The following is a 26,949-nucleotide window of genomic DNA, read 5'->3' on the forward strand; positions in this document are numbered from 1 at the left end:
CATGGAATGGGACAAACGAGACGGACGTTCACAGATGAATTCAAAGCCGCAGCGGTTGGTCGGCTTTATAAGCCTGGTGCTACACAAGGTGGTGTTGCCAAGGAGCTTGGAGTGACGAGCTCGCAATTGAAGACGTGGCGCTTGGAGATCGAAGCGGCGGGATCAATGGCGGCACTGCGCAGGCAGCAGGCGGATGCGGCGGAACTGGATCGTCTACGGAAGGAAAACAAACGTTTGAAGGTGGAAAATGAAATCCTTGAGAAAGCTTCCGCTTTTTTCGCCTCAAGGGCAGCGAAGACATGACTGCGAAACATGCCTTTGTCGCTGCCCATAAGGCTCTTTATCCCATTTCCCTGCTCTGTCGCATTCTGGGGATCGGCCGCAGTTGGTTTTATGGTTTTACTCAGTCGCAACCAACCCGAGATCAGCGGCAAAAGCTGCGTACCGACCGGGACGCCGAGTTGCTGCCAAAGATAAAAGCGGCGTTTTCTCAAAGCAAAAAACGATATGGGTCAAAGCGGGTCCACCAGGATCTGAAAGCCGATGGCGAGGCAGTCTCGGAGCGTCGCGTCGCCAGAATAATGAAGGAAAACAGTATCTCACCGCGTCTGCGCAAGCGCCGGAAGCCGCGCACGACTGACAGCAATCACTCTTTGAAACCATCGCCGAATTTGCTGGAGCAGCAGTTCGATTGTTCCGTTCCAAACCGGGTTTGGCTGGCCGACATTACCTACGTCGATACGGACGAAGGATGGCTCTACGTCGCCGCCATCAAAGACATGGCAACACGTGAAATCGTCGGCTGGGCCATGGACGGTCATCTGCGATCCAAACTGTGCTGTGATGCCTTGAACATGGCCCTGGGGCGGCGTGGTCCGGTGCCTGGGCTCATTCACCATTCGGATCGCGGCGTGCAATACGCTGGCAGCGAATACCGTGCGCTGCTCGGGTCCGCGAAGATCATCCAATCAATGAGCCGAACCGGCGAATGCCTGGATAACGCTCCAATGGAAAGTTTCTTCGAATCACTGAAAAAGGAACTGGTTCACCGGGAGCGCTTCAAAACGCGCGCCCAGGCAAAGGCGGCGATCTTCGAATACATTGAGGTCTTCTACAATCGCCAGCGACGTCATTCTGCCATCGGCTACCAAACCCCCGCGCAAGCATACGAAACCATGGCTTGGAAAAGCGCAGCGTAGGGTCAATAATCAAACTGTCCGGAAATCGGGACGAACTCCAAACAGGGGCTGGATGCCTGGCCGGACGATGCAGCGGGGCCTTCAGACACACTGTAAAGGTGTGCACATAACACCCGTTCGGCGACGTTCGCAATTCGTTGCACCGGTCCCAGGCATTCATCAGTTGCAAAACCCGGGCGCTGTCTCCATCTGTGAGCGCTCGGAATGCGTTGCTGCCCCAAGTGCGCGCCTTAGCTACCGTTGTCGAAATAGTACCTGTTACTGCTCTTGCGGCGGTACCGTCCGGACCCTGGCCTAACGTAAAAAAGCAGTATTCCAGTTATAAGACCATTTTCAAAGGGTCGGTGCGCGATCCTTCTCCGACATGTTCCGCACTTGCTGAAATCTGCGAGTTCCCCGCGGCAGGAGATTTCTGGAACTACTTCATGGGGCCAGAGCTGTCTCAAGTTGACGCGGCGTGCTTCAATTTTACGCCTTAAGGCTTGTTGGGCGGCTTACCAATGCCTTTATGGTTGCAAGGCCTCAATGCATCCTTCATCCTCCGGCTATATCACTAACCTTATAATATCAGGTGGAAAAATGGATTTACCCTCTGGTCCGTTAGGACCCTTGCAACGCAGCGTGGACGCAGCGGTTGGTACGATCGTAAACGTGGCTGATGGAGCCCTTGATGGGGGTACTCCCACAAACCGCTTTGATGAGATCATTGAGAACCAATCGGATCTTGCAGAAAGTGTTGACGGAAGACTCGATGGGCTGGAAAGGCTCGATGATCTCGGCATCGAACATGAATCCCTCACGGACTCGGTTCTTAGAGACATACATAACGATGTCTTGGACGATTTGGACAGCTCCGATCAAACTACCCGAGAAAATGCAGAAGCCATTCGCGACTACCTAGACGATCATAATTTATGGGACGATGATTACCGGCCCTCGCCTAATGATGAAACGGATGAAGCGGACCCAGGCGACAGCGCCCCTGTCGACGAGAAGAGCGACGACGGTGGTGAGCGTCCTACAGATAACGGGGACCCGGATGACAGCCGAGGAGACCCCCTAATAATTGACCTTGACGGGGATGGTGTGGAGCTAAGCTCGCTCGGGTCTTCGGATGTGTATTTCGATTTGGATGGCAATGGATTTGCAGAAAACACTGGCTGGGTTTCGCCTAACGATGGATTGCTAGTTCGTGATATAAATGATGATGGTGCCATCGTCGATGTTTCGGAGCTTTTTGGAGACACCGATGGCCATGAAGACGGCTTCAGCAGTCTTGCTTCACTTGATGAAAATGAAGACGGAAAAATAGACGCATCGGACGGAGTGTTTGGAGAGCTCAAGGTTTGGCGCGACCTTGATCAAGACGGGGAGTCTGATGATGGAGAATTGTTCACTCTTGAAGAACTGAAAATTGAATCAATTAGCTTAGATACCAACGATTCGCAGCAAACCGTAGAAGGGCATCTTGTCACTAAATCTTCCGCTGTTACTTTTTCTGACGGATCTGAACGTTCTCTGGTAGATGTATTTTTTGAGACTGACCCATACAGAAGCGTTGCCAGCATTGATCCGAATTTCGAGTATCATGTAGAGGCTCTGCATATCCCTCAGCTTTTCGGTACAGGCAATGTCGCGCATACCGCAGTGGCGCTCACTGAGGACTCCGGGCTGCGTGAACAGGCGAGAAATCTCCTTGAGCTCTTGGAGCAGGGCCGCATTTCTGAGTACCATGAGGCATTCGATGATTTCTTCCTGAGTTGGACCGGGGCAGACACTGCTGATGCAGATGGGCGCGGAGAATATGTCAACGGCCAGCAGCTAGCGGCTCTTGAGGCACTGTTTGGCCAAGAATACACTCTAACAATTGACCGGGTCTTCCGATCAAACAATCCTGATGAGGCATCCGGACCAGAGTTAACACAAATCTACGAGGACCAAAGAGACTGGTTCTCGATACGTTTTATTTCTCAGTCTGCAGCGGCGTCGACAGTTTTGGATGTTATTGATGGCGGATACACCATCCCGGAATACGACGAAATCGTAGAAAGTTTTACTTCACACCCGATGAGCGGTTTTTCTTCTCTCGTAGACGGCTACAATTCGTCCAATCAAAGCCTGAACACTGATTTGCCATCAGTTTTGCGGGCACTGTCAGACCTTGTAGCCTCGAATTTAATCACGGTGCCTGAAGCAGTGTCCATTGGGCAACTGCTTCGCTTTGATTTCGGTCCATCTCAGGCTGAATTTACAGAAGCCGTTTTATCCGCGGGTCCTGAGTCTGGTGTCGATTTCAGCGATGAATTTTATGTTCGCCTCGCCTACGGAACCCACGAGTTTGTGGCTGGGGATGATGAAGAAAACATCTTATCCGTGTCGGATGGCCCAGCTTATCTCCGCGGACATGAAGGTAACGATTCGCTATCTGGTTCCGATAACTTCGTTATTTTTGACGGGGGGGGCGGTGATGACATGCTGAATGGCGGAAACGGCGAGAACATTTACATCTATCGTTTCGGCGACGGCGATGACGTCATCACGGACCGCAGCAGCCAGAACTTGGACGACCGCCTGGTTTTCACCGATGTGCATGTGGATGATGTCACCTTCTCGCAGAACGCGGGAAAGGATCTGGTGATCACCCTAAGCAATGGAGAGACCGTCACTGTCACCGATCATTTTGAGAATGATCAGGAAGACATGGAGCTGATTGAATTTGCTGATGGCACCGTGCTGGATCTCGCTGCCATAACTGCAAAAACAATAAGCGATCAGAACGGTAGCGGGGATGATCTGGTTCTTGGCAGTAATGGGAATGATCGTTTCTTCGGCGGAGAAGGGAATGACACCCTAAATGGCGGAAACGGCGCAGATACGTATCTCTACAGCCTTGGCGACGGCGATGACGTCATCACGGACCGCAGCAGCCAGAACTTGGACGACCGCCTGGTTTTCACCGATGTGCATGTGGATGATGTCACCTTCTCGCAGAACGCGGGAAAGGATCTGGTGATCACCCTAAGCAATGGAGAGACCGTCACTGTCACCGATCATTTTGAGAATGATCAGGAAGACATGGAGCTGATTGAATTTGCTGATGGCACCGTGCTGGATCTCGCTGCCATAACTGCAAAAACAATAAGCGATCAGAACGGTAGCGGGGATGATCTGGTTCTTGGCAGTAATGGGAATGATCGTTTCTTCGGCGGAGAAGGGAATGACACCCTAAATGGCGGAAACGGCGCAGATACGTATCTCTACAGCCTTGGCGACGGCGATGACGTCATCACGGACCGCAGCAGCCAGAACTTGGACGACCGCCTGGTTTTCACCGATGTGCATGTGGATGATGTCACCTTCTCGCAGAACGCGGGAAAGGATCTGGTGATCACCCTAAGCAATGGCGAGACCGTCACCGTCACCGATCATTTTGAAAATGATCAGGAAGACATGGAACTGATTGAGTTCGCTGACGGCACCGTGCTGGATCTCGCCGCCATAACAGAGAAGGCGATCAGCGATCAGAACGGCGCCGGGGATGATCTGGTTCTTGGCAGCTATGGGAATGACCGTTTCTTTGGCGGAGAAGGGAATGACACTCTAAACGGCGGAAGCGGCGCAGACACGTATCTCTACAGCCTCGGCGATGGCAATGACGTTATTGCCGACCGCAGCAGCCAGGAATTGGACGACCGTCTGGTCTTCACCGATGTAAATGTGGAGGACGTCACCTTCTCGCAGAATGCGGGCAAGGACCTGGTCATCACCCTGAGCAATGGCGAGACCGTCACCGTCACCGATCATTTTGAAAATGATCAGGAAGACATGGAACTGATTGAGTTCGCTGACGGCACCGTGCTGGATCTCACGGACATTTCTGCCAAGTCCATCAGCGATCAGGTTGGAGATAATAGTGGAGACGATACGATTGTCGGCACCTCGGGCGACGATAATCTCGATGGCGGCGCTGGGAATGACCGGATTGATGGCGGAAGTGGAGCCGACACCCACAATGGCGGGGCCGGTGACGATTATCTCATTGGTAACACAGGCGCAGATCTGTTTGATGGCGGAGAGGGAGCAGACACTCTCGACTTCACTTATTCCAGCAATGGCTACACTATCGATCTTAGCCAATCGACAGCCGTGTTTACGGACGGCTTCGTCGAGCAAGTGCTCAATATAGAGAATGTGATTGCCGGCCGCGGTCATAACACCCTCATCGGTTCAGACGCGGACAATTTCCTTGATGGCGGAAGAGGAAACGACACCCTCTCCGGCGGAAATGGGAACGACCAGCTTGAAGGCGGGGACGGTGACGACAATCACCAAGGCGGTGCAGGCAACGACACATTGTTCGGCAGCATTGGAGATGACTTCTTCGACGGCGGAGAAGGTATCGACACACTTGATTTCTCATACTCCAGCAATCATTTCACCGTCGATTTGTCTCAATCCAAGGCAACCTTCTCAGATGGGTTTGTCGAACAGGTTACCAACATTGAGAACCTTGTTGGCGGTTCAGGCAATAACACCTTGATTGGGTCGAATGCCGACAACCAAATCGATGGTGGCACAGGCAATGACACGCTTACCGGAGGACTGGGGGTCGACACATTTGTGTTCGGAAACCAATTCGGTAGTGATCAAGTCACTGATTTCGAAGATGGGGCCGACAGGCTGAAGCTCGATATTGAGGGCGTTTCGTTTGGCGATGTTGTCATCTCGGACGCTTCGGGTGATGCGCAAATAACTGTTGCTAATCATGGGACCGTAATTCTGCATGGAGTTAATGCCGCGCTACTGTCCGAAGACGACTTCCTGTTCTGAGGTCAACCGAGTTTCCTTTCGTTCTAGCTTCCTAGCATGAGAAACCATTTGAATGACCGCTGCCTCCCAGCGGTCATTCATCGAAGTGGAGCAGTGGAACATGTGGCGTGGCCCCGACCCTTTTTGTTCTATAGCACTTGCCAACTTCCTGGGGGCGTGAGGTTGGGCTGAAAAAGTTGTTCGGAAAAGCGTGTGAAGTGACTCCAGAAAACCAATCTACTGGCAAAGCGCCGGAATTTTTGAGATCTGTATAAGGCAAAGGTTGTGCTTGAGGTGCTGGGCGAGGACCAGACCGTTCAGTATACTACCGTCAAGCATCAGCTTCACCCGAACCGGGTATTTATGTAGAAGGTCAGGACATTGGTGGGATAGTGGACGCAGTTCTCCGGTGGCAAGTTGGTTGCAGAAATGGCTGCATTTCCTTGTGCAATGCGGCGGAATGAACTTGGCGGTGCAGCGCACCCGCGCGCTGCATGCAAGGCGGCGAAATTTCATCTCTTCTGGTATGGGCAGGAAGCCCGTTTCCACCGCGCGTGGCATGGATGTCTCTTTGATTCGAAGGAAAACCTTTGAGTCGCAAAAGGAAAGACTGGTGCGACCACGAGTTTTACACCGACCTGAAATCAGTGACTTAGCGGAGCCTGGAAGGAAAAACTATGTGTCGCCCGACATGAATGTCAGTTGCCGTGCAAAAACGACTTTTGCGACAGATAACTGACCCAGTCGGCGAAGTTTCCTGAAATCATAGCGACGTTGCTCAGTTGAGTTGGTGAACGTAAGATCCGGCCAATCCAGCCTTTGTCTGATCTCGGAAGCCTCGCTTGGTCAAAAGCTTACCTGCCATTCCCGGAACGAACTTCCCGCAGTTGCCGCTGACGGTGTCACATGCCGCGTGCGAGCCGGCATCTTCCTTGCTGTCGCGGCTTGCGGCCAGGAACGGCGCCATTTCGATGCAGAGGTTTTGCGGCGACATTGCCTTTCCGATCGACTCGCTCTTTCGTGGAGAGAGGGTAGCAATCAAGCAATTGGCTCAGCTGGCAGGGTGTGACGTGACCGCACTGGAGCGGGTTTCTATCCGCCACCTCGGTAAGGGCCATTTTCGACTTCGGGATGAATTTGCCTCTCTTCAGAGCTTTCAGCGCTCGCACATCCGCGTCTGCCCGGAGTGCATACGGACCGAAATGCCGTCAGCAGCAGAGTCCTGGCGTGTGCCGCGTCGCCTCCAGTGGAAATTCTCGTCTATCAGGAGCTGCCCTAAACACAGCAGCATGCTCGCATGCCTTCCAGCCGAGAAATTCAACAAGGACGCCAGAGACTTTGCGGCGCAGCTGACTCTGTTGCGCAAATCGGTTGAGGGCCAAGGTTCCCCTTTCCCCAGACGGACTTATCCCACTGCCTCTGTGACGGGTATGCCAAGCGCGGTGAATCCGTTCATGACCGCAACACGGAGCTGAAGCTCGGCAACCTGACTTCCAGGATCCCGTGCCATCAGTCTTTGTCCCAGCAGTTTCATGCAGTGCATCTTGGTTTCGGCACGACTTCGGCGGTGGTATCCACTCCATTTCCGCCAAAGCGCTCGGCCAAGGTATTTCGACGCCCGCAGCGCTTCGTTGCGCGCAATCGCGCCTGCGGTGTCGGGTTTCCAGGGCTTGGCGTTCTTGCGGGGCGGGACGACGGCATTGGCACCTCGGTTGGCGATGGCATCGTGGCACTTGCGCGTATCGTAGGCGCCATCTGCCGTGACACTGCCGATCTCCTGCTCGGGCGGGATCTGATTAAGCAGTTCCGGCAGCATGGGCGCATCACCAATGTTGCTACTGGTGAACTCGACTGCCCGGATTTCCAGTGTCTTTTCGTCGATACCGAGGTGAACCTTGCGCCACACGCGGCGTTTCGAGCCACCGTGCTTGCGCGCATTCCACTCGCCTTCGCCCTCTACCTTTATCCCAGTGCTGTCGATCAGCAGGTGTAGCGGCCCCTCAGAACCACGATACGGGATGTTCACGGCGAGAGACTTCTGGCGGCGTGAAAGCGTGCTAAAATCCGGTACCGACCAGTCCAATCCACTCAATCGCAGGAGACTTTCCACGAAGCCGGTCGTCTGCCTGAGCGCCATACGGAACAGCACCTTCATCGTCAGGCAGGTCTTGATCGCGGCGTCGCTATAGATGGGCTGTCGGCCTCTCTTGCCGGTCGGCCGGGCCTCCCACGTCATCTCGGGATCGAACCAGATCGTCAGAGAGCCACGACGCTTCAGCGCTTCGTTATAGGCCCGCCAGTTCTTGATCTTGTAGGTCGGGGGTGTTGGTCTGCTCATGCCCTCCAGCTATCACGCTGGATTCATGAGATGAATCCCTCACCCGATTTGCGCAACAGAGCCCATACTGAGGGTGGGTCAAATCTCGGTGAAAATACCGGGTCACTTCTCAGCGGAAATCAACACTATGTCACCAGACCAGGCATTCAATGCCACTCTGAGGCGCGGAATTTGTACCGCCCTTTCGCTGCAACTAGGACCGAGAAGCAGGGAGCGGGACTAGGCTTTCGTCACACGGATAGGGTGTTTGGCTCAGCTAGGCTTCTGATGCTAATGCGTTTTGAGAACTGTCTTCCTGATGAGGAAGGAACCCAGTTTGGATTTGGCCTCGTCAGCTTCCATCAAGGCTGCCGAACAGGGTTTCCGTTGGCAATGATCCGATGGATCAGAGCGGCAGCAGCGTGGTGCCTTTCGGTATCAGTTCCCGTTCCATCCGCATTCTCATGAAATGCCGCCGCATCACGAAGAACGCCAATGACTTCATGTTCAGGCAGCACCTGAAGATCTTTCATAGCCAGCAGCAATGCCTCGCAGATCGATAACGCGGCCATTCCTGCACATTCGGTCCGCTCAGACATTTTGGGCCTTCCTTTCTTGCATTGCGTGCCATGATAAACTGACAGAGAGGTAATCTTCAGTACCATCGCAGGAAACGAAACAGGCCGAACTGATCCAAAGCAGTCCCGTGGACCGGCGGTGTTCAATGCCGCCGCGCCAGCTCAGGAGGGGTAATGAACTCCATAAAACACAGCCCGCTTGCAAGGAAGTTATCGGCATTTGCCGTTCTTTCAAAAGATGAGCTGGCCGTGCTGACGCAGCTGCATCAGCGGCGGAAAACCTTTGCGGCAGGTTGTGACCTCGTGCATCAAGGTCAGCCCGGGCAAGCTGCCTACATTCTGGCTTCAGGCTGGGCCTGCTCTTACAAAATCCAGCCGGAGGGATCGCGACAGATTGTCGACTTTCAAATACCGGGTGATTTCCTGGGATTGCGCAGCGTTTTGCTGCGCACTTCGGACCATAGCATCGAGCCCGTTGGGGAGATCGAAGCAGCTGAGGTAAATGCAAGCGACCTGCTGGGAGCATTTGCCGATACCCCAAGGCTGGCGGCAGCCATACTTTGGGCCGCGTCCCGGGATGAAGCGATGGTTGTCGAGCATCTTGTCGGGCTAGGTCGCCGCGATGCAGATGCGCGAATGGCACATTTTCTGCTGGAACTGGGTGCGAGGCTGGCGTTCGTCGGACTAGGAAGCAAGGAGGGCTATGCCTGCCCTTTGACCCAGTACCATCTTGCCGACGCTCTGGGATTGACCGCTGTCCATGTAAATCGTGTTTTGCGTCAACTTCGGGAACGGGAACTGGTCACCTTCCGGGAGGGCTACGTGAAGTTCGGAGATATTTACCGGCTCATGGAACTGGCGGATTTCGATCCGGCGTATCTGGATCAGGTTGGACCGCTTCTGAAATGAAGCGCACGTCCTTCGGAAAGAAACCGGACAGCCAGGTAATGGGTTCCAAACTGGCTGGCTACGCGAGGACTTGTTTTGCAGCCTCGATCTCTCTGTACATTTCGGTATGATTTTCATCGCTGTGCGCCTTCTCCGCAAGCCTGTAATGCTTCCAAGCCGCTTCTTTCTGCGGTCCGGCTGGGGCTCGTTCGCAGGCCGCCCTTATGGAATCCAATGTGACGGAGAGTCTTCTTGTCTCGGGGGTCATATCTGTGTCCTTTCAGAGGTTTTCGAGAAATAAGAAGCGCGAACTATGTGCAGAACCGATTTGGACCAGCACATACCCCGCGCTTCTTTGACACTCGAAAACAATCAAACACCGGCAAAATGTGGCGCCGGTTTAGTACTCCTATCCGGGATTGGATCTGCACGTACTGACACAGGTTAGCTCGCAGTCCCCTAGCTTGGATTCCTTACAAAGACCCGTTGCACCGGTCTTCAAAAGAAGCGGACCATTTGAACATCCCCGCCTGCGCATTGAAACTGCAGCGGCCTGATGCAAACCGGCAGCTGAATGGCACAGGTCTCACGGGTGACTGTATTCACGTTTAGTGCATGCAGATCAGGAAAACCCGAGATAGCTAACATCGATTAGTGCGTGCTCTCCCCGCCCGTCCTAGAGTTTTTGACATAGTCAGCGTTGCCGGGCCTACATCCTGAAGGTCCCGGAAAGTCTCGCTGCGGATGAGGCAAGAAACTGCCACACAGGCAATCAAGGAAAACCAGGATGGACACACGGTCGTCCAGACTGATGGTGACGTATTCCCACCCGTTTTCTTTGGCGGGTTATCCGGACAAACTTCCGGCCGGAGCGTATGAAATCATCGTGGAAGAGGAGCTTCTTCAGGGGCTCAGCTTCGTGGCCTACCGGACCGCAGCAATCTATCTGCTGATCCACGGCAGGGGCGGCCAAGCCGGCCGGACCGAACTGCGCATGATCACCCAGAGTGACTTGGAAACTGCGCAAAGCCGGGCCAGCGGATTTGACAGAAAACAGCAACCATAGCGACGCGGCGCTTTTTCCGCAGGAGGACCAGACATGACTTATCCCAAATGGCTCAGGCCCGGTGTCTACGGCGCTTTGATTGGCGCGGTCGCCATAACCATCGCAGGATTTTCCTGGGGCGGTTGGGTGACTGGAAGCCAGGCAGATGCAATGGCCAATTCCAGATCCCATTCCGAGTTGATCGCGGCTTTGGTGCCGGTTTGCATCGACCGGGCACAAACAGATTCCGACCGGGCTGCCAAACTGGCATCGATCCAGGAAGCAATGTCCTACAAGCGCCGGGATGCCGTTATGGCGGCAGGCTGGGCAACGGTTCCTGGCTCAGAGCAGCCAAACCGTGATCTTGCACAGGCATGCCTTGCCGGGCTGGATCTTGATGCCTCGTGATTTTGCAGAACTACCGGTGTCTTCTCTATCCAGCACAGTGCTGCCGGACAAAAAATTCGTCTCTTGGGCTTTCCCGAAAACTCTGGTCAGACATTTTGCAGCTATGTTCGGATTAACTCTGGTGGTCGCTGCACCTGCTTTTTCGCAGTCAGGCATATCTTCGATACCTGAAAACGCCCATGCCAAAAGCTACGGCGGCGGGTGGGAATGCAATCTGTCCTACCGTCTCGCCGGCAATACATGTGTTGCAATTGAAGTGCCTCAAAACGCGTACCCGACGAACAAGCCTTACGGTACGGGATGGGAGTGCCTGCATGGGTATGTTGAGGTCGAAGGCACATCTTGTGATAAAGTTCTTGTCCCGGAAGGCGGGTATCTCGATCCTTCAGGCAAGCGTTGGAACTGCTTGCGCGGATACCGGAAGATCGACGACATCTGCCAGGAAATTGCCCTGCCGGAAAATTCCTATCTGACAAACGACACCAGCGCGCCAGCCTGGCGTTGCAATCGAGGGTATGAGGCCAAAGGAGAGAAATGCCTAGTCATTAATGTGCCGGAACACGCCTACCTGAACGGCTCAAACTACGGGCGGCCTTGGACATGTGAGCGCGGGTTCTTTGAACAGGATGGGACATGCACAGCCGTGTTCGTACCTGAAAATGCCTACTTTGACGATGCACCCTACAGAACAGGGTGGAAGTGCGCGCGCGGTTACGAAGTGTCTGGCGACCGCTGCCTTCTCATAGACCTGCCCGAAAACGCTCATCTCGACAGGTCAGGCAACCGCTGGGAGTGCAACAAGAGCTTTCAGCGGACAAGAGACCTCTGTGTTCTGAGTAATTAGGCTTTGCATCCCCTGCTGCCTTGCTTGGCGGCGTCATAGCTCGCGGCGGGCACGTCAATGCCAAGCGCTTGTTTCAATCCAAAGGAGAAATTATGGACCCCGCAGCCAAAGCCGGTCTCTCAGCACGGCGAAATGCAAGCAGTGGGCGTATGCACTCACCATTCCACTCTGAGGAACCGGGGAGCACTGGCAAACTGCCCTTCCTCCCTGTCCCCAGTGCAATAGTGTACTGTGAAGGAAACTTCGCCAAAAATGATGGAAAAACTGCAAACGGGCTGGTGCGCCACTCAAAGGCCTTCCGGATACTCTCAGTGATCGACAGCGGGCACCACGGGTGTGACAGCGGGCAAGTTCTGGATGGCAAATTCAACCGGATTCCGGTTTTCGGCAGCCTTGAAGCAGCCGTTGCCGACCAAAGCACAGTTCCCGATACTCTGATTTACGGGATGGCACCGTCTAACGGGAAACTCTCTTGCGAGGACCGGAAGGTTGTTCTGGAGGCAATTTCGCGAGGAATGAACATCGTAGCCGGCCTGCATGAATACCTCAGTGAAGACCCGGAGATCATTGCTGCTGCAAAATCCTGGAACGTTACTGTCCGGGATATCCGCAAACCCCGGCTCAGCAAGGAATTGCGCCTGTTCGACGGCAGTATTGCGCGTGTAAAGGCGATCCGCATCGCCATTTTGGGAACTGACTGCGCAATTGGAAAACGAACCACGGCAACCCTGCTCGCCAGGGCACTGAATGCGCAAGGCATCAAGACGGTTCTGGTTGGCACTGGTCAAACAGGTTTGATGCAGGGCGCCAGATATGGCGTCGCAATGGACGCGGTGCCGCCGCAATTCTGCTGCGGGGAGCTGGAAGGAGCTGTGCTTGCGGCGTACGAGAGCGAAATGCCGGATGTCATCCTGATCGAAGGCCAGGGCGCGCTCAGCCATCCAGCGTTCTGCACATCTGCATTCATTCTGCGCGGCAGCCAGCCCGACGCGGTAATCCTTCAGCATGCGCCAGCGCGGGCGCACCGCTGCGACTTTCCAGAGATGGCAATGCCGGACCCCAGTGACGAGATTGCCTTGATCGAAGCGTTTTCGGACACAAAGGTAATCGGCGTAACCCTCAACCATGAAGGGCTGACGGACGCGGGGATCAATGCCGCTATCAGGGACCATGCGCGGAAACTGGACTTGCCGGTCAGCGATGCTCTAGTCTGCCCTCCCGCACATCTGGCTGAACTGGTTCTGTCTGCCTATCCTCAATTGCGGCCGGTGCCGGGGAAGGCCGCGTTATGACTGCCCCGCGCTTGGAAATTGATCTGAGCAAAATCCGTCAGAATACGCAGGTTCTTGTCGACCGCCTGAACCCACGCGGAATCACGGTAACGGGTGTAACCAAAGCTGTGTGCGGCCATCCAGATATTGCAAAAGCGATGCTTGCAGGCGGTGCAATAGGGCTGGCTGATGCGCGGATGGCAAATGTTGAGCGATTGCGCCAGGCAGGGATAACATGTCCGGTCCTGATGATCCGAACCCCCATGCTGAGCCAGGTGGAGCAAATCGTTTCGTCCTGTGAAACAAGTTGCAACACTGAAACCGGGATCATCGCCAGTCTCGCCGCCGCTGCCCTGCGCCAAGGCACCAATCACGAGATCATCCTGATGGTGGAAATGGGGGATCTTCGCGAAGGCATAATGCCTGAGGATCTGACCGAAATCGCGCTTCAGGTCACCAGAACGCCAGGCGTGCTCCTCAGAGGTATCGGTGCAAACTTTGCTTGCCTGGCAGGCCCGGCTCCCACTGCCGAGGATATGGCGTCACTCTCATCACTCGCGGACGCCACGGAAGCGGAATGCGGTCCCTTTGTTGACGTGGTGTCCGGAGGCAGTTCTGCAAATCTGCGGTGGGCACTTGATACGGGACCGGCGGGAAGGGTGAACAGTCTGCGCCTGGGGGAGGCCATCCTGCTCGGCACCGATCCAGTTTCCGGAAACCCGATAGGCGGGCTTCACACGGATGCTTTCGTCCTGAAGGCCGAGGTGATCGAGACAAAGGCAAAGTCAAAGCTGGCACCTTTGAAGCTGTCCGACCCCGCATTGTCAGCGCTAAGCCTGGTGCCAGGCAATCATTGGAAAACACGGTCTATCCTGGCTGTTGGGTTGCAAGACACAGATCCGGCCGGGCTGACCTTTCCCGCAGCGGTTTCCTACATCGGAGCAACCAGCGATCATATCGTCGTCGAAACGACCAATTGCCCGCTGCGCATCGGGAGCGAGATAACACTGCGTTTGAACTACAGCGCCCTTTTCCACGCCATGGCCGCGCCAGATGTTGCAAAAGTTTTTTGCAACGGCAGACCTGCTGCGGACGGTGGTGCAGCCAGCCGCAATGGACGGCACCCGGTACTCTTGTGAGACCGGCGGTCTCTTGGCAGTGCAACTCCAAGCCTCTTCCAGCGGCCTCAAGTCTGCGGCGTGCCGTAGTAATTTGAGCCGGGAATACCTATATCGGATATGACTGCTGGTGCTTTCTTCGCCTCACAAAGAGGCTGAAAACTGAGGCTCGCAATCGCTCGACCGCTACATCTCTTTCAATGGCCTGAGCGCCGGCATTGGTCTGGGCACCGGTGACGCGGCTTTTTCGAACAATTCGGCTGGTGCGAATGCGAGAAAGAAAGAGCGGGGTTCAGTTCTGCTTTCATGTGCAAGACCAGCCCCGATTGCCCTTTAAAGACTCTTGACGCCGTTAATCCGCGGCAACTCCGCTTTGCCAGAGCGGCAAGAACAGCACCGCAGCAAAGGAGAATTGGAAAATGGATCCGCTGACAAGCAAGGCCGTCGCAATATTCTCCCGCCCTTTCACCTTGCCTGGTTTCGACGAGACACTTCCAGCTGGGGAGTATGACATCGAAACTGAACTGTCCGCACCTCCCGGCCACCTGACACCCCAGGCTTGGAAAGCTTCTGTAATAATTCATTTGCACCCGCGCGCGTCACATCCTGGGCTGGCTCGCAGCTTGACCGTTTCATTGGCAGATCTCGAGAACGCCCAGGTCAAGGACAAGTTGTCCGGAAAGAAGCTGTCGCAGTTTTTCCTTGAAGAAATGCTTGCCGACCCAATGGTGCGCTTGGTCATGCAGGCTGACGGAGTGTCTGAAGCCCAAATCCGCCGTTTGCACCTTGGCGAGTGCGTTTCAGATCAGGATCGCGAGCAGGCTGCCCAGAGTGCAGAACAGGCGGGCCCTTCAAGCGCATTTGCAATCCAAGCTGCAGAGAACGAAAGGTTGGCACCTCCGGCAGACAATCGCGCCAGCAAAGTTGTCAGTCCTGCACCGGACATACCGAGCGGCAAGGAACTACATGATGACTGATAGAAACGAACAAGATGCCTTTGTGGCTCCTGCCCGTGGAGACGTGCCGCGAGAGCGCCGTTGCTTGCGGTGCAATTCTGTATTCTGGAGCGCAGGGTTCGGTGAACGGGTTTGCCGGCGCTGCAAGTCTTCAAATGCTTGGCGAAACGCTGTTCCAGTAAGATCCGGCTCGCCCGGCCGCCGTTGAATCACTCAGGGCAGAGGAACTTTCGTTTTGCCGGATCTGTTCTTCGCTAAACCCCTGCTGGCTTCTACTCCTTGGCAGCCTATTGGGCTTCAAAGGCCGGCAGGACTGAGCCGGATCTGGCGCAACAGATTAGCAAAGAATTGAGTTGGATTCAGGAGGAATTGCCAGTTTGCTTGCACACGGAAATCCTCCCCCCCGAAACGGAACGCTGCGTCTGCGTTGAACCAGGAGGCGGTTATTAGCCGCTCTGCCAGCCGCCTCACCCTGAGAGCGATTGCCTCTGAGGGCCCATCCAGATGAACTGAAGTTCGTTTGGTTCAGGCGCCGGGCGGACCGCAATTCATTGGCCACTGCGCTTGTACTGTAGCCGGGAGCGCCGTAGGCGCTCGTTTTTACTGCGCCGCATTTCATTTTCGTCTTCCAGGATTTCCCGCGCGGCCCGTGCGGTCTTTTCCATCGTGGTTTCCTTGCGGGACAGGCCGGCTAGTTTCAATTCCTCAATATTAAACTTGGTCATCGTCCAACTCCTACGAGGCTGATTGTGGGCAGGGCTATTTTTGCGTGAAAGTTCAGTTTGGGCCTTCTGTCAGGTGCGCTATGGGGCAGAAGGACTGGGCAGCGCCAGTTCGTTGCAGTGTTCTACGCAGCGGCGGGGAAGTCCGCGTGAAATCCAGCAGAGCCGACTGCCGAGAGGAATGCTGCGCGGGCGGCCCCAACAGGCGCGAGACAGTCCATCGCTTCGTCGATTTTCTCAAGCGCAACATCTCTATTGTGATCAGAAACAGGCCAAGCTCTCTGCAGCCAGATTTGGGCTTGTTCGATTGTCGAGATTTTTCGTGTCTGCCCCTCGGAGGGCAGAAAAATGGTCATGGGGGTGCCCCAGGAAATTTCTATCAAGATTGTTCTTTCGGTGATTGTTGAAAGCCGCATCAGATTGTTGGTCACAGCAAATGCGGAAAGCGAGAGCACTGCAAGAATGCTCCCGCTGAATGTTTCAAGCCTGCAGAGGCTTAGGCAAGTGCGAGATTGCTGGCAGACTCACGCCCGTCGCGGCCGCTTTCGATGTCGAAAGTAACGGCTTGGCCATCGTTAAGCTGTTGGATGCCAGCGCGTTCCAAGGCGGAAATATGGACAAAGATGTCCTTCGATCCCTGCTCGGGAGCGATAAAACCAAAACCTTTTTGAGAGTTGAACCATTTCACGGTGCCATTGGCCATCGTGTCGTCTCCTTGAAAAATGCCATCCGCAACACGCGATAGCCCGGCCCAGTGTCAACATAGGAACAACTGGGGCCGTTAGGAAACAGAAGGTCGTAGGAAGAAGCTTTGCCCAACCGAGATGGGGTATGCGATCCGTGATTACAAGAGGCTAGCTTTGAGACCACGTGATTTTTTTGCAAACTTGCTTGGCATGCCGGCTGGGCCTGCCGAGTACGTCCTTCTTAGTGGATTGTTCTGAAGGGCAATTTTCGAGATCTCTGGTTATTCTGCTCCAGCTCAAAGCCGCTAATGGCTGTGACCCGCCTTGTGCTCACGCAGCAACCAACTTAAGTGGCGACGGCCGCTTCAGGTTCGACCCGAACTGAGCTGCTCCCCAATCTTTGGACAGGATCTGGCGTAACTTAAGCTACTTTTGGAGCTCACCCCATTTTTGGCCCGGGCTTCATGCGACCTTTCGGGTTTCGTTCAGTTGGGCCGCACATTCGCTCGGCGTCAAGTTCCCCGGCGAGGAATGCGGCCTGGCTTCATTGTAATCGGCTCTCCATTCGCTGATCCGCTTTCGGGCGTCGTCCATCGACAGGAACCATGAGGCGTTCAAGCATTCCTGTCTAAGGCGGCTGTTGAACGCTTCGATGTATGCGTTATCTTTCGGTTTTCCGGGCCTCGAGAAGTCCAACTCGACCTTGTTCAGGTAGGCCCGCTGGTCAAGTAACCGGCCGGCGAACTCAGGCCCCTTGTCGGCTCGAATGCTTCGTGGCTTGCCTCGGATCCGGGCTAACCGATCCAATTCATCACTGACCTGGCAGGCTCGGAAGTTTGTCCTCGCAGCAGTCGCGAGAGCCTCTCTCGTAAAGCAGTCGGCAATGGTCGCAATACGAAACGGTTTTTCGTCGAACGGCCGGTCCGACATGAAGTCCCCTCCCGGCGATGCACGGCATCGCCTGCCGGGCAGGGATTGCCCAGATCTCATTCATGCCGTCAGCCTCGGATCGGCCGGATCGATACCGGCAGGCCCGGCGCCGCTTCGGGCTGCGGGTCCGGATCGACAGGCCCTCTTCGCAGTACAGGCGCTTGTGGTTCACATGCCAAGGCGCTCAATAGCCTTGCACCTATGTTCGAAGGTGTGATGGATGACTCATTTCTCAGTGGCCGGTGTGCAGATGCCCGTGTCCGTATCAGGCAACAACATCCCTACGATGCTACAACGGGCCAACAAGATCGTTCACGTGCATCCCTGGACGGACATGATCCTCTTCAGTGAACTTGCCCTACACGGTCCAGCCATTGGCTTTGCTACAGCCCGTGCTCTTTCGCAGTTATGACTACAGTCCGCGCCTTTTTGAGGGGACCGTCGCCCTGACAAACTGGGGCAATACGCGCGTCATCTCGACGATAGACAGCCTTTGGGGGTGTCTTGATGGGATCAACGAATTCGGACTGGCTGTCAGCCTCGCGTATGGCGGCAGTCGGGCCACCGGCGTCGGCTTCGGTATCCCGATCATCCTGCGCTATGTCCTGCAGACCTGCGACACCACCCAGCAGGCCATCGAAGCCTTGAACCACGCGCCCTGCCATATGGCCTATAACATTACGCTAAATGATTGCTCAGGTGATGCTAGAGTCAGGAGCCATTGATTTCCGGTGGATGGCGTGATTCACGGTTCGAAAAGTGAGCAGTGATATGTCTGATCTTTTCTGGCTGACGGACGCGCAGATGGCCCGTCTTGAGCCTTACTTTGCGAAGCCCCACGGTAAGCCGCGTGTTGATGACCGGCGTGTTCTGAGCGGAATTATCTTCATCAATCGCAATGGCTTGCGCTGGCGTGATGCGCCCAAAGATTACGGCCCGCACAAGACCTTGTACAATCGTTGGAAGCGGTGGAGCGACAAAGGCATCTTTGCCCGGATGATGACCGGTCTGGCTGCTGAACACGGTGAGGAAATGACCGTGATGATCGACGCAACTTACCTGAAAGCACACCGCACGGCCTCCAGTCTTGGGGTTAAAAAAGGGGCGCGGGCGCCTGATCGGGCGCACTAAGGGCGGCATGAACACTAAGCTGCACGCCATCTGCGACAGCCAGGGGCGTCCACTGAATCTGTTCGTGACCGCCGGACAGGTCAGTGATTACACCGGTGCAAAGGCGCTGCTGAGTGGTCTACCTGACGTCCAATGGCTTCTCGGAGATCGCGGGTATGATGCCGATTGGTTTAGAGAAGCGTTGAAAGACAAAGGGATACGCGCCTGCATCCCCGCTCGAAAGCAGCGCAAAAAAGCCATCAGATACGACAAACGCCGATGCAAGCGGCGGAACCGCATTGAAATTATGTTCGGCAGGCTGAAGGACTGGCGGCGGGTTCCGACACGATACGACAGATGCCCAAAAGTCTTCCTGTCAGCAATCGCGCTCGCAGCCCTCGTTATCTACTGGCTTTGAAACTCAATGAGTCCTGAACCTAGGACGACATTGCGTTCCATTTCAGGTCTCCTTGTTTTCCAGAATGCCGCCGCGGGCGCGCAATGCTTCCGCCAAGATCAGCTTGTCCAGCGTCAGATCAGAGACCGCTTTGCGAAGCCGCTCGTTCTCTTTCTGAAGCCGCTTCAGTTCCCTCAATTGATCAGTGCCCATTCATTCCACCGTACCCTTCGCATCGCGCTCGAACCAGTGGCGCTGCGATGCTCCGATCTTCCAGCGGTAATAGGTCTGTTCAGTCACGCCAATCTGCCGGATCGCATCCAGACGCGGCATTCCTTGCGCGGTCAGTATCTCAACCTGCCGCAACTTCGTGACAATCTCTTCTGGCGTCGGTCGCTTGTTGGCCATGCGTTTCCTCCGTTTTACTAAACATAGCGGAGGACCACTTCAGTGGGGGAGCCTCACAGCCGCACGGGCCGCATTGATGAAGTCGCCGCCCGCGCCGCGCTGCCTCCGAACGGCCAGCTGCAAGAGCTCTCCACGCCCGCACTCTCATTCGCCCTGTGTGCGCCCACAGCGAAGAAGATGGCGCAGCGCCTGTCCCAGGCGCTTGCAGCCGCTGCCGCTTCACCGCCCGAAGCCCACGCGCCGAGGGAAGAGATCACCGGCATTGGCCGGTCCTATGACACCGCCCGGCAACTGGTTGCAGACCTGCGGCTCTGGGCCGAAGGCGAAGTGGCCTGGAGTGAGATCCCGCACTCCTTGCTGCTTTTTGGCCTGCCGGGCACCGGCAAGAGCCATCTCGCCCGCGCGATGGGCCGGAGCGCCGCTGTCAATTGCGTCGAGACCAGCTGCGCGGAATGGCAAAGCGCCGGTCATTTGGGCAACCTGCTGCTCGCGATGCGAAGAAGCTTCGAAGACGCGCGGAAGAATGCGCCCTGTATCCTTTTCATCGATGAGATCGACGCGATCAGCTCGCGCACCAGCGGCGACACCCACGGCAGCAGATATGGATCGCAGGTGATCGCTGGTCTCCTGGAGCAGATGGACCGCATCGGCCTGGAGGAAGGGATCATGGTCGTCGGTGCCTGCAACCACCCGCAGCACATCGACCCCGCGGTGCTGAGAGCCGGGCGGTTTGACATCAAGATCGAGATGCCGCTGCCAAGCATGGCGATGCTGCAGCACCTCCTTGCTGAGCGGCTGCAGGACGCATTCCCCGAGGATGCGATGTTGGAGCTGGCGCGGGACAGCATTGGCAAAACCGCCGCCGACGTTGACGCCGCGGTGCGCTCAGCCCGCAGTGAAGCCCGTCACAGCGGCTGCGCGCTCGATCTGCAGCTTCTGCGCCGCCATCTCGGTGTCAGGGAGTTGGAGGAGAACCACGGCCTGCTTTACCGCATTTGCGTCCATGAATGCGGCCATGCCATCACCGCCTGGATCTTCGGAGAGGCGATCACGCAGGTCCGGGTTGCTGCCGCAGGCGGAACAATCGAACGGGATGTTCCCCCGAATCCGGGTCTGGCGTCAGATTTCGACCGTCAGCTCTACGTCCACCTCGCGGGGCGGGCGGCGGAGCGGCTCATCTTTGGGAATGTGTCCGCGGGCGCTGGCGGCAGCGCCACGTCCGACTTGGCACAGGCTGCGCGGATTGCGTTGGCAGTGGACCACGAGCTGGGACTCGGCGCCTTCGGCAACGGCTGGTTTGGACCGCAGGATCCAGCCCAACTTGCAGAACCCGACCGCAAACGCCTCCGTGAGAAGCTCGACTACGCGGAGGACCACGCACGCGCGCTGCTGTACCCCCATCAGCAGCTGCTGCAGGACATGGCTGCAAACTTGGTGCAGAAACGAGAGTTCGATGCCAAGGCGGTCCGGTCCTGGCTGCGCGATGTGCCGCGCAAAAATGGTCCAGAGCCGGTCCTGGACCAGTAGATGCGCCCGCCAACCAAGCCGCACCGCCGCGAGGTTTGCACAATTCTTATGTGCAAACTTCCGCGGTGCAGGCTCCGGTTGGCCCAAAATCCGGATTATTCCCTTCCGGAAATACTTTGTCCCAAAGCCCCGCCGGAGCGGTCTATGCCCCGCATCCCTGCCCAGCTCCCTCTGCAGAGGGAAAGTTCCGTATTTCTAGGCCCTTATCCACAATTTCCGTCTCCGCAGGGTTACAACCCGGGTCGCTCCAACCCAATCCGGCGCAGTAAACTGTCTCCATCAGCACACGCGGGCGGCCACCGCCCACCGGAGACAGGAGACCTCGGCCAATGGCACGGGACCGGAAGAGACATGCCGAATGCCAGCAGGCGCCGGAAACACCCGGCCGCCCGCAAAACGGCTCCTGCCGGCAGGACGCCAGCACCCGCGCGTCACTTCACGAACTCCTGCGCGCCCTCGCCCGCGAGGCAGCCCGCACCGACCACCGGGACGGCAATTCTCCCGGTTAACATCAAACCACCGGAGAACACCGCCATGTCCCAGCCCAGGCTCAGAGCAGCCATCTACGCCCGCTACTCGACAGACCTGCAACGCGACGCCTCTGTCGAGGACCAGATCCGCGACTGCACCGATTACGCCAAGGCCCAGGGGCTGGAGGTCGTGGCCACCTATTCCGACCGCGCCATCTCCGGCGCCAGCCTTATGCGCAGCGGCATGCAGAGCCTGCTGCGCGATGCGCAATGCGGACGCTTCGATGTGCTTATCTCTGAAGCCCTCGACCGCTTGAGTCGCGACCAGGCCGACATTGCCCGGGTCTACCAGCAGTTCTGTTTCCACCGCATTCCAATCGAGACCGTGGCGGACGGGCTGATCTCCGAGATCCATATCGGGCTCAAAGGCACGATGAACGCCATTCAGCTCAAGGACATTGCCATGAAGAAGACCCACCGCGGCCTGAAGGGGCGTGCGCTGGCGGGCAAATCCGCTGGCGGCAAGGCTTACGGCTACGATCTGAAGCCGCAGCTCACAGCCAGCGGCGACCTGATCCGCGGGGAGCGCGAGATCAATCCGGAGGAGGCCGCGGTCGTGCGCAGGATCTTCCAGGATTATGCAAAGGGACTGTCCCCCAAAAAGATTGCAGAGGCGCTCAATACTGAAGGCGTGCCTTCCCCGTCCGGCCGCCATTGGGGCGCCTCCACCATCCATGGCAACCGCCAAAGGGGCTCCGGCATTCTGAACAATGAGCTCTACAACGGCCGCCAGTTCTGGAACCGGCTGTGCTACGACAAGGTCCCTCAAACAAACAGGCGGATTTCCCGCCTGAACCCGGAAAGCGAATGGACCATCACCGAAGTCCCAGAGCTGCGCATCATTAACCCGGAACTCTGGGAAGCAGTCCGCAGCCGCCAGGGCGCGCTGAAGACAAAAGGCACATCGACCCCGGTCTGGGACCGCCGCCGTCCGAAGACGCTGTTTTCCGGCCTGATGGCCTGCGGCTGCTGCGGCGGCGGCCTTGCCAAGATCTCCAGGGACAGCTTCGGCTGCTCCCCGGCCCGCAACAAGGGGGCCGCGGTCTGCAGCAACAAGCGCACGATCAAGCAGGCCGACCTGGAAGCCCGGGTGCTGGATGCGCTGGCGAACCACCTGATGGATCCGGATGCGGTGCAGGCCTTCTGCGAAGAATACACTGCCGAGCGCAACCGGCTGAAGGCCGCAGCCGCCGGGAACCGCAAGGAAAAGGAACAGGCGCTCGCCCGCGCCAAACGGGATCATCAGAAGCTGGTGGATGCGATCATCGCAGGCATTCCCGCAGATCAGGTGAAGGACCGGATGATCGAGCTCGACACGCGGCGTCAGCAGCTGGAACGGGAGCTGGAGCATACCCCTGCCCCGGACACGGTGGCGTTTCACCCGTCGATGGCGGAGGCCTACCGCGAGCGGGTGTCGCGGCTGATCCGGAGCCTTGGTTCCGCCGAGGGCATGGAGGATGCCAAGGAGGCGCTGCGGGCTCTGGTGGAGCGGATCGTGCTGACGCCTGCGGCGGCGGGCGCTGGCCTGGATCTGACGCTGGAGGGGGATCTGGCCGGGCTTCTGCGTCTTGCGGCGGGTGCGGAAGGCGCGGACACAAAGAAGGCTTCGGGCGGTGCGCCAGAAGCCTTTGATATGTCTGATGAAATTGTGTTGGTTGCGGGAGCAGGATTTGAACCTGCGACCTTCAGGTTATGAGCCTGACGAGCTACCTGGCTGCTCCATCCCGCGTCAGGTTTTTTTGTATCGTTTAGAGAGATGTTTGGATTTTACTAGGTTTGGCGGTGACCTACTCTCCCAGGGCTTGAGCCCAAGTACCATCGGCGCGACAGTGCTTAACTTCCGGGTTCGGGATGGGACCGGGTGTTTCACTTGTGCTGTAGCCACCAAACCAAGAAAAATCCAACTCCGACGGCCTTGCGGAGCAAGGCTGGCGAGCGGCAGGCAGCGTATTTGCTTCAGCAAATGCGCGTTGCCGCCCGGTTGCTGTGTCACCGCCGGGTAGCGGCAGGCACAACAACCTGCGTCGGTTACAATCAACAGTCCAAGTTTTGCGTTTTGGGATGTGTTTGCTTATTTGGTTCCGTGTAACACTGTCTGTTACTGGATCAAATCAAGCCTATCGGGCGATTAGTACCGGTCAGCTGAACGCATTGCTGCGCTTACACCTCCGGCCTATCGGCGTGGTGGTCTTCCACGGCCCTCAGGGATACCTTGTTTTGAGGGGGGCTTCCCGCTTAGATGCCTTCAGCGGTTATCCTGTCCGATCATAGCTACCCAGCACTGCTATTGGCATAACAACTGGTCCACCAGTGGATCGTTCACCCCGGTCCTCTCGTACTAGGGGCAACTCCTCTCAAGTATCCTACACCCACGGCAGATAGGGACCGAACTGTCTCACGACGTTCTAAACCCAGCTCACGTACCTCTTTAAACGGCGAACAGCCGTACCCTTGGGACCTGCTCCAGCCCCAGGATGAGATGAGCCGACATCGAGGTGCCAAACACTGCCGTCGATATGGACTCTTGGGCAGTATCAGCCTGTTATCCCCGGCGTACCTTTTATCCGTTGAGCGATGGCCCTTCCACGCGGGACCACCGGATCACTATGGCCGACTTTCGTCTCTGCTCGACTTGTCAGTCTTGCAGTCAGGCTGGCTTCTGCCATTGCACTCAACGAGCGATTTCCGACCGCTCTGAGCCAACCTTCGCGCGCCTCCGTTACTCTTTAGGAGGCGACCGCCCCAGTCAAACTACCCGCCACGCAGGGTCCCGGATCCGGATAACGGACCGCGGTTAGACATCAAGAGTGCGAAGGGTGGTATCTCAAGGGAGGCTCCACCGGGACTTGCGTCCCGGCTTCGATGCCTACCACCTATCCTGCACATCACAATCCTGATGCCAGTGCGAAGCTGTAGTAAAGGTGCACGGGGTCTTTCCGTCTAACCGCGGGAAGCCTGCATCTTGACAGGCAATTCAATTTCGCTGAGTCGATGTTGGAGACAGCGGGGAAGTCGTTACGCCATTCGTGCAGGTCGGAACTTACCCGACAAGGAATTTCGCTACCTTAGGACCGTTATAGTTACGGCCGCCGTTTACCTGGGCTTCAATTCGGAGCTCTCACCCCTCCTTTTAACCTTCAGGCACCGGGCAGGCGTCAGACCCTATACGTCGCCTTACGGCTTCGCAGAGCCCTGTGTTTTTAATAAACAGTCGCCACCCCCTGGTTTGTGCCCCCGGATCCAAGTTGCCTTGAACCCGGGCCTCCTTCTCGCGAACTTACGGAGGTATTTTGCCGAGTTCCTTCAACATCGTTCTCTCAAGCGCCTTGGTATTCTCTACCAGTCCACCTGTGTCGGTTTAGGGTACGGTCTGATGGAGGGCTATTTCCAGGGACCAATCAGCGGCCCGCCCAATCCGATAAGGGCGAACAACCTTCATGATCCGTCACATCCTCCTGGCCTAGGAATATTAACCTAGTTCCCATCGCCTACGCCTTTCGGCCTCGGCTTAGGGGCCGGCTTACCCTGCTCAGATTAGCTTTAAGCAGGAACCCTTGGACTTTCGGCGAGAGTGTCTCTCACACTCTTTGTCGCTACTCATGTCATCATTCTCGCTAGTGATCTCTCCACCGGATGGCTCACGCCCCGGCTTCATCGAAAGCCTCTCTCCTCCAATGACCCCGAAGGATCTAAGGAGGAATGAGACTATGTCACACTACGCTCTGCTACCATGCACTATGTGCATCCTCGGCTTCGGCTCATGGCTTGAGCCCCGTTACATCTTCGCCGCAAGACATCTTGATTAGACCAGTGAGCTGTTACGCTATCTTTAAAGGATGGCTGCTTCTAAGCCAACCTCCTGGTTGTTTTGGACGTCTCACCTGCTTTCCCACTTAGCCATGAATTGGGGGCCTTAGCCGGAGGTCAGGGTTGTTTCCCTCTCCACGACGGACGTTAGCATCCGCCGTGTGTCTGCCATCTAGTACTCCCGGGTATTCGGAGTTTGGTTAGGATCAGTAAGCCTGTGGGGCCCCATTACCCATCCAGTGCTCTACCCCCCGGGGTATTCGGATGACGCTCTACCTAAATAGATTTCGCAGAGAACCAGCTATCTCCGAGTTTGATTGGCCTTTCACCCCTAGGCACAGCTCATCCCGATCCTTTTCAACGGATGTGGGTTCGGTCCTCCAGTGCGTGTTACCGCACCTTCAACCTGGCCATGCCTAGATCACTCGGTTTCGGGTCTGATCCCACGAACTCATGCGCCCTATTAAGACTCGCTTTCGCTGCGCCTACACCTAGCGGTTTAAGCTTGCTCGTGAGACCAAGTCGATGACCCATTATACAAAAGGTACGCTGTCAGCCCTCAAGGGGCCTCCAACTGATTGTAGGCGTTCGGTTTCAGGTACTGTTTCACTCCCCTCGCCGGGGTGCTTTTCACCTTTCCCTCACGGTACTGGTTCGCTATCGGTCAGTAAGGAGTACTTAGCCTTCGGAGGTGGTCCTCCGGTCTTCGAACAGGATTTCACGTGTCCCGCCCTACTTAATACGTCCCTCAGAGCTTAGAATACGGGGCTGTCACCCGCTATGGCCATGTTTCCCAACATGTTCTTCTCACTCATCAGGCTCGGCTGGTCCGCGTTCGCTCGCCACTACTAACGGAGTCTCTATTGATGTCCTTTCCTCCGGGTACTTAGATGTTTCAGTTCCCCGGGTTTGCTCTTAAAGACCTATGTATTCAGTCCTTAAGTACCTGGTTCAAACCATTATTGATTACCAAAGGTAACAATAACGATCTGTCAGGTGGGTTCCCCCATTCAGAGATCTTGGGATCAAAGCCTATTCCCGGCTCCCCCAAGCTTATCGCAGGGTATCACGTCTTTCATCGCCTCTTACTGCCAAGGCATCCACCAAACGCCCTTCTCGCGCTTGATTTGATCCAGAAAGAGAGAGTGTTACGTCTCGCAGCACCGGAAGCTGGTAAGAAACCGGCGCCTCTATTTCTGAACCAAAAAGCAAACTATCCCGCTCTCAACCATGTCGGTGGTTGAGAACTTGTTGCGCAGTCTTGCGACCGCGCGGGTTAGTGTACTTGACTTGGACAACACTGCCGTTTCAGCAAGGCAGACCCGTGGATGCCCGAGGAAAGGGGCATGTGCACAGGCTCGCGTCACCTTCTGTTTAGTGTCCGTCATCCTTGCGGGTG

The 26,949-nt window shown here is 56.3% G+C and carries 21 protein-coding genes, 1 tRNA gene, 2 rRNA genes and 2 pseudogenes; 15 read left to right on the forward strand and 11 right to left on the reverse strand.

The features are described from left to right. Positions 1 to 6: 6 nt before the first annotated feature. The 3 genes from K3725_RS17320 (at position 7) to K3725_RS17330 (ending at position 6,029) form a co-directional block, all read left to right on the forward strand. Complete coding sequence (locus tag K3725_RS17320) at positions 7 to 303, forward strand: transposase (RefSeq protein WP_260016509.1); 297 nt, start codon at positions 7 to 9, stop codon at positions 301 to 303. Beyond that, positions 300 to 1,199, forward strand: a complete 900-nt coding sequence (locus K3725_RS17325; protein ID WP_260016510.1) for an IS3 family transposase — start codon at positions 300 to 302, stop codon at positions 1,197 to 1,199. Before K3725_RS17320 ends, K3725_RS17325 begins: the two co-directional genes overlap by 4 nt. A 651-nt stretch (positions 1,200 to 1,850) precedes the next feature. After that, positions 1,851 to 6,029, forward strand: coding sequence for a calcium-binding protein (locus K3725_RS17330; RefSeq protein ID WP_260016511.1), 4,179 nt, complete (start codon positions 1,851 to 1,853; stop codon positions 6,027 to 6,029). Between the two features lie 757 nt (positions 6,030 to 6,786). Here the strand turns inward: K3725_RS17330 and K3725_RS17335 are convergent. Beyond that, complete coding sequence (locus K3725_RS17335; protein ID WP_260018653.1) at positions 6,787 to 7,050, reverse strand: hypothetical protein; 264 nt, start codon at positions 7,048 to 7,050, stop codon at positions 6,787 to 6,789. Between K3725_RS17335 and K3725_RS17340 the strand changes: the two genes are divergently transcribed. Continuing rightward, the gene (locus tag K3725_RS17340; RefSeq protein WP_260018631.1) at positions 6,941 to 7,483 is read left to right on the forward strand and encodes a TniQ family protein; all 543 of its coding nucleotides are present in this window, start codon (positions 6,941 to 6,943) and stop codon (positions 7,481 to 7,483) included. The two genes, K3725_RS17335 and K3725_RS17340, sit on opposite strands and share 110 nt — an antisense overlap. Here the strand turns inward: K3725_RS17340 and K3725_RS17345 are convergent. After that, positions 7,414 to 8,346, reverse strand: a complete 933-nt coding sequence (locus K3725_RS17345; RefSeq protein ID WP_260016512.1) for an IS5 family transposase — start codon at positions 8,344 to 8,346, stop codon at positions 7,414 to 7,416. The genes K3725_RS17340 and K3725_RS17345 overlap by 70 nt on opposite strands. Positions 8,347 to 8,687: 341 nt before the next feature. Further along, positions 8,688 to 8,924, reverse strand: a complete 237-nt coding sequence (locus tag K3725_RS17350) for a hypothetical protein (RefSeq protein WP_260016513.1) — start codon at positions 8,922 to 8,924, stop codon at positions 8,688 to 8,690. Positions 8,925 to 9,077: 153 nt separating this feature from the next. On the opposite strand from K3725_RS17350, the gene K3725_RS17355 reads away from it, so the two are divergent. The 7 genes from K3725_RS17355 (at position 9,078) to K3725_RS17385 (ending at position 15,454) form a co-directional block, all read left to right on the forward strand. Further along, the gene (locus K3725_RS17355) at positions 9,078 to 9,812 is read left to right on the forward strand and encodes a Crp/Fnr family transcriptional regulator (RefSeq protein WP_260016514.1); all 735 of its coding nucleotides are present in this window, start codon (positions 9,078 to 9,080) and stop codon (positions 9,810 to 9,812) included. 766 nt (positions 9,813 to 10,578) lie between these two features. Further along, a complete protein-coding gene (locus K3725_RS17360) occupies positions 10,579 to 10,857 on the forward strand; it encodes a hypothetical protein (protein ID WP_260016515.1) in 279 nt (92 codons plus the stop codon). Between the two features lie 33 nt (positions 10,858 to 10,890). Continuing rightward, on the forward strand, positions 10,891 to 11,244 hold the full coding sequence (locus K3725_RS17365; RefSeq protein ID WP_260016516.1) for a hypothetical protein: 354 nt from the start codon (positions 10,891 to 10,893) through the stop codon (positions 11,242 to 11,244). A gap of 37 nt (positions 11,245 to 11,281) precedes the next feature. Then, positions 11,282 to 12,088, forward strand: a complete 807-nt coding sequence (locus tag K3725_RS17370) for a hypothetical protein (protein ID WP_260016517.1) — start codon at positions 11,282 to 11,284, stop codon at positions 12,086 to 12,088. 311 nt (positions 12,089 to 12,399) lie between these two features. Then, on the forward strand, positions 12,400 to 13,380 hold the full coding sequence (locus K3725_RS17375; protein WP_260016518.1) for a DUF1611 domain-containing protein: 981 nt from the start codon (positions 12,400 to 12,402) through the stop codon (positions 13,378 to 13,380). After that, positions 13,377 to 14,498 (forward strand): alanine/ornithine racemase family PLP-dependent enzyme, encoded by a 1,122-nt coding sequence (locus tag K3725_RS17380; protein WP_260016519.1) that lies wholly within the window; start codon positions 13,377 to 13,379, stop codon positions 14,496 to 14,498. The genes K3725_RS17375 and K3725_RS17380 overlap by 4 nt, the downstream gene beginning before the upstream one ends. A 398-nt stretch (positions 14,499 to 14,896) precedes the next feature. Beyond that, positions 14,897 to 15,454: a hypothetical protein gene (locus K3725_RS17385; protein WP_260016520.1), complete on the forward strand. Its 558-nt coding sequence runs from the start codon at positions 14,897 to 14,899 to the stop codon at positions 15,452 to 15,454. Between the two features lie 527 nt (positions 15,455 to 15,981). Here the strand turns inward: K3725_RS17385 and K3725_RS17390 are convergent. The 4 genes and pseudogenes from K3725_RS17390 to K3725_RS17405 form a co-directional block, all read right to left on the reverse strand. Next, positions 15,982 to 16,158, reverse strand: coding sequence for a hypothetical protein (locus K3725_RS17390; RefSeq protein ID WP_222509820.1), 177 nt, complete (start codon positions 16,156 to 16,158; stop codon positions 15,982 to 15,984). 122 nt (positions 16,159 to 16,280) lie between these two features. Then, a complete protein-coding gene (locus tag K3725_RS17395; RefSeq protein WP_260016521.1) occupies positions 16,281 to 16,586 on the reverse strand; it encodes a DUF982 domain-containing protein in 306 nt (101 codons plus the stop codon). A 65-nt stretch (positions 16,587 to 16,651) separates the two neighbouring features. Next, positions 16,652 to 16,858: a cold-shock protein gene (locus K3725_RS17400; RefSeq protein ID WP_222482531.1), complete on the reverse strand. Its 207-nt coding sequence runs from the start codon at positions 16,856 to 16,858 to the stop codon at positions 16,652 to 16,654. A 445-nt stretch (positions 16,859 to 17,303) separates the two neighbouring features. Continuing rightward, a pseudogene (locus K3725_RS17405) lies at positions 17,304 to 17,949 on the reverse strand (integrase core domain-containing protein); the annotation flags it as partial. Between the two features lie 175 nt (positions 17,950 to 18,124). Here K3725_RS17405 and K3725_RS17410 point away from each other — a divergent pair. Both K3725_RS17410 and K3725_RS17415 read left to right on the forward strand, forming a co-directional pair. Then, complete coding sequence (locus K3725_RS17410; RefSeq protein ID WP_260016522.1) at positions 18,125 to 18,496, forward strand: carcinine hydrolase/isopenicillin-N N-acyltransferase family protein; 372 nt, start codon at positions 18,125 to 18,127, stop codon at positions 18,494 to 18,496. 46 nt (positions 18,497 to 18,542) lie between these two features. After that, positions 18,543 to 19,299 (forward strand): IS5 family transposase gene (locus K3725_RS17415; RefSeq protein ID WP_260016523.1). Its coding sequence is split into 2 segments (ribosomal slippage): positions 18,543 to 18,874 and positions 18,873 to 19,299, totalling 759 coding nucleotides; the frame shifts between segments, so codons are not numbered across the junction. Positions 19,300 to 19,377: 78 nt separating this feature from the next. Here K3725_RS17415 and K3725_RS17420 read toward each other — a convergent pair. Continuing rightward, positions 19,378 to 19,686, reverse strand: a pseudogene (locus K3725_RS17420) (hypothetical protein); the annotation flags it as partial. A 42-nt stretch (positions 19,687 to 19,728) separates the two neighbouring features. Between K3725_RS17420 and K3725_RS17425 the strand changes: the two are divergent. Together K3725_RS17425 and K3725_RS17430 are read left to right on the forward strand one after the other, a co-directional pair. Further along, complete coding sequence (locus tag K3725_RS17425) at positions 19,729 to 21,213, forward strand: AAA family ATPase (RefSeq protein ID WP_260016524.1); 1,485 nt, start codon at positions 19,729 to 19,731, stop codon at positions 21,211 to 21,213. Between the two features lie 534 nt (positions 21,214 to 21,747). Next, positions 21,748 to 23,439, forward strand: a complete 1,692-nt coding sequence (locus K3725_RS17430; protein WP_260018632.1) for a recombinase family protein — start codon at positions 21,748 to 21,750, stop codon at positions 23,437 to 23,439. Here the strand turns inward: K3725_RS17430 and K3725_RS17435 are convergent. From K3725_RS17435 to K3725_RS17445, 3 genes are all read right to left on the reverse strand, one after another. Beyond that, positions 23,396 to 23,472, reverse strand: a tRNA-Met gene (locus tag K3725_RS17435). The two genes, K3725_RS17430 and K3725_RS17435, sit on opposite strands and share 44 nt — an antisense overlap. 45 nt (positions 23,473 to 23,517) lie before the next feature. Next, positions 23,518 to 23,632 (reverse strand): 5S ribosomal RNA (gene rrf, locus K3725_RS17440). Positions 23,633 to 23,850: 218 nt separating this feature from the next. Then, positions 23,851 to 26,678 (reverse strand): 23S ribosomal RNA (locus tag K3725_RS17445). Positions 26,679 to 26,949 lie beyond the last annotated feature (271 nt).

Source organism: Leisingera sp. S132 (assembly GCF_025144465.1).
Classification (GTDB): Bacteria; Pseudomonadota; Alphaproteobacteria; order Rhodobacterales; family Rhodobacteraceae; genus Leisingera.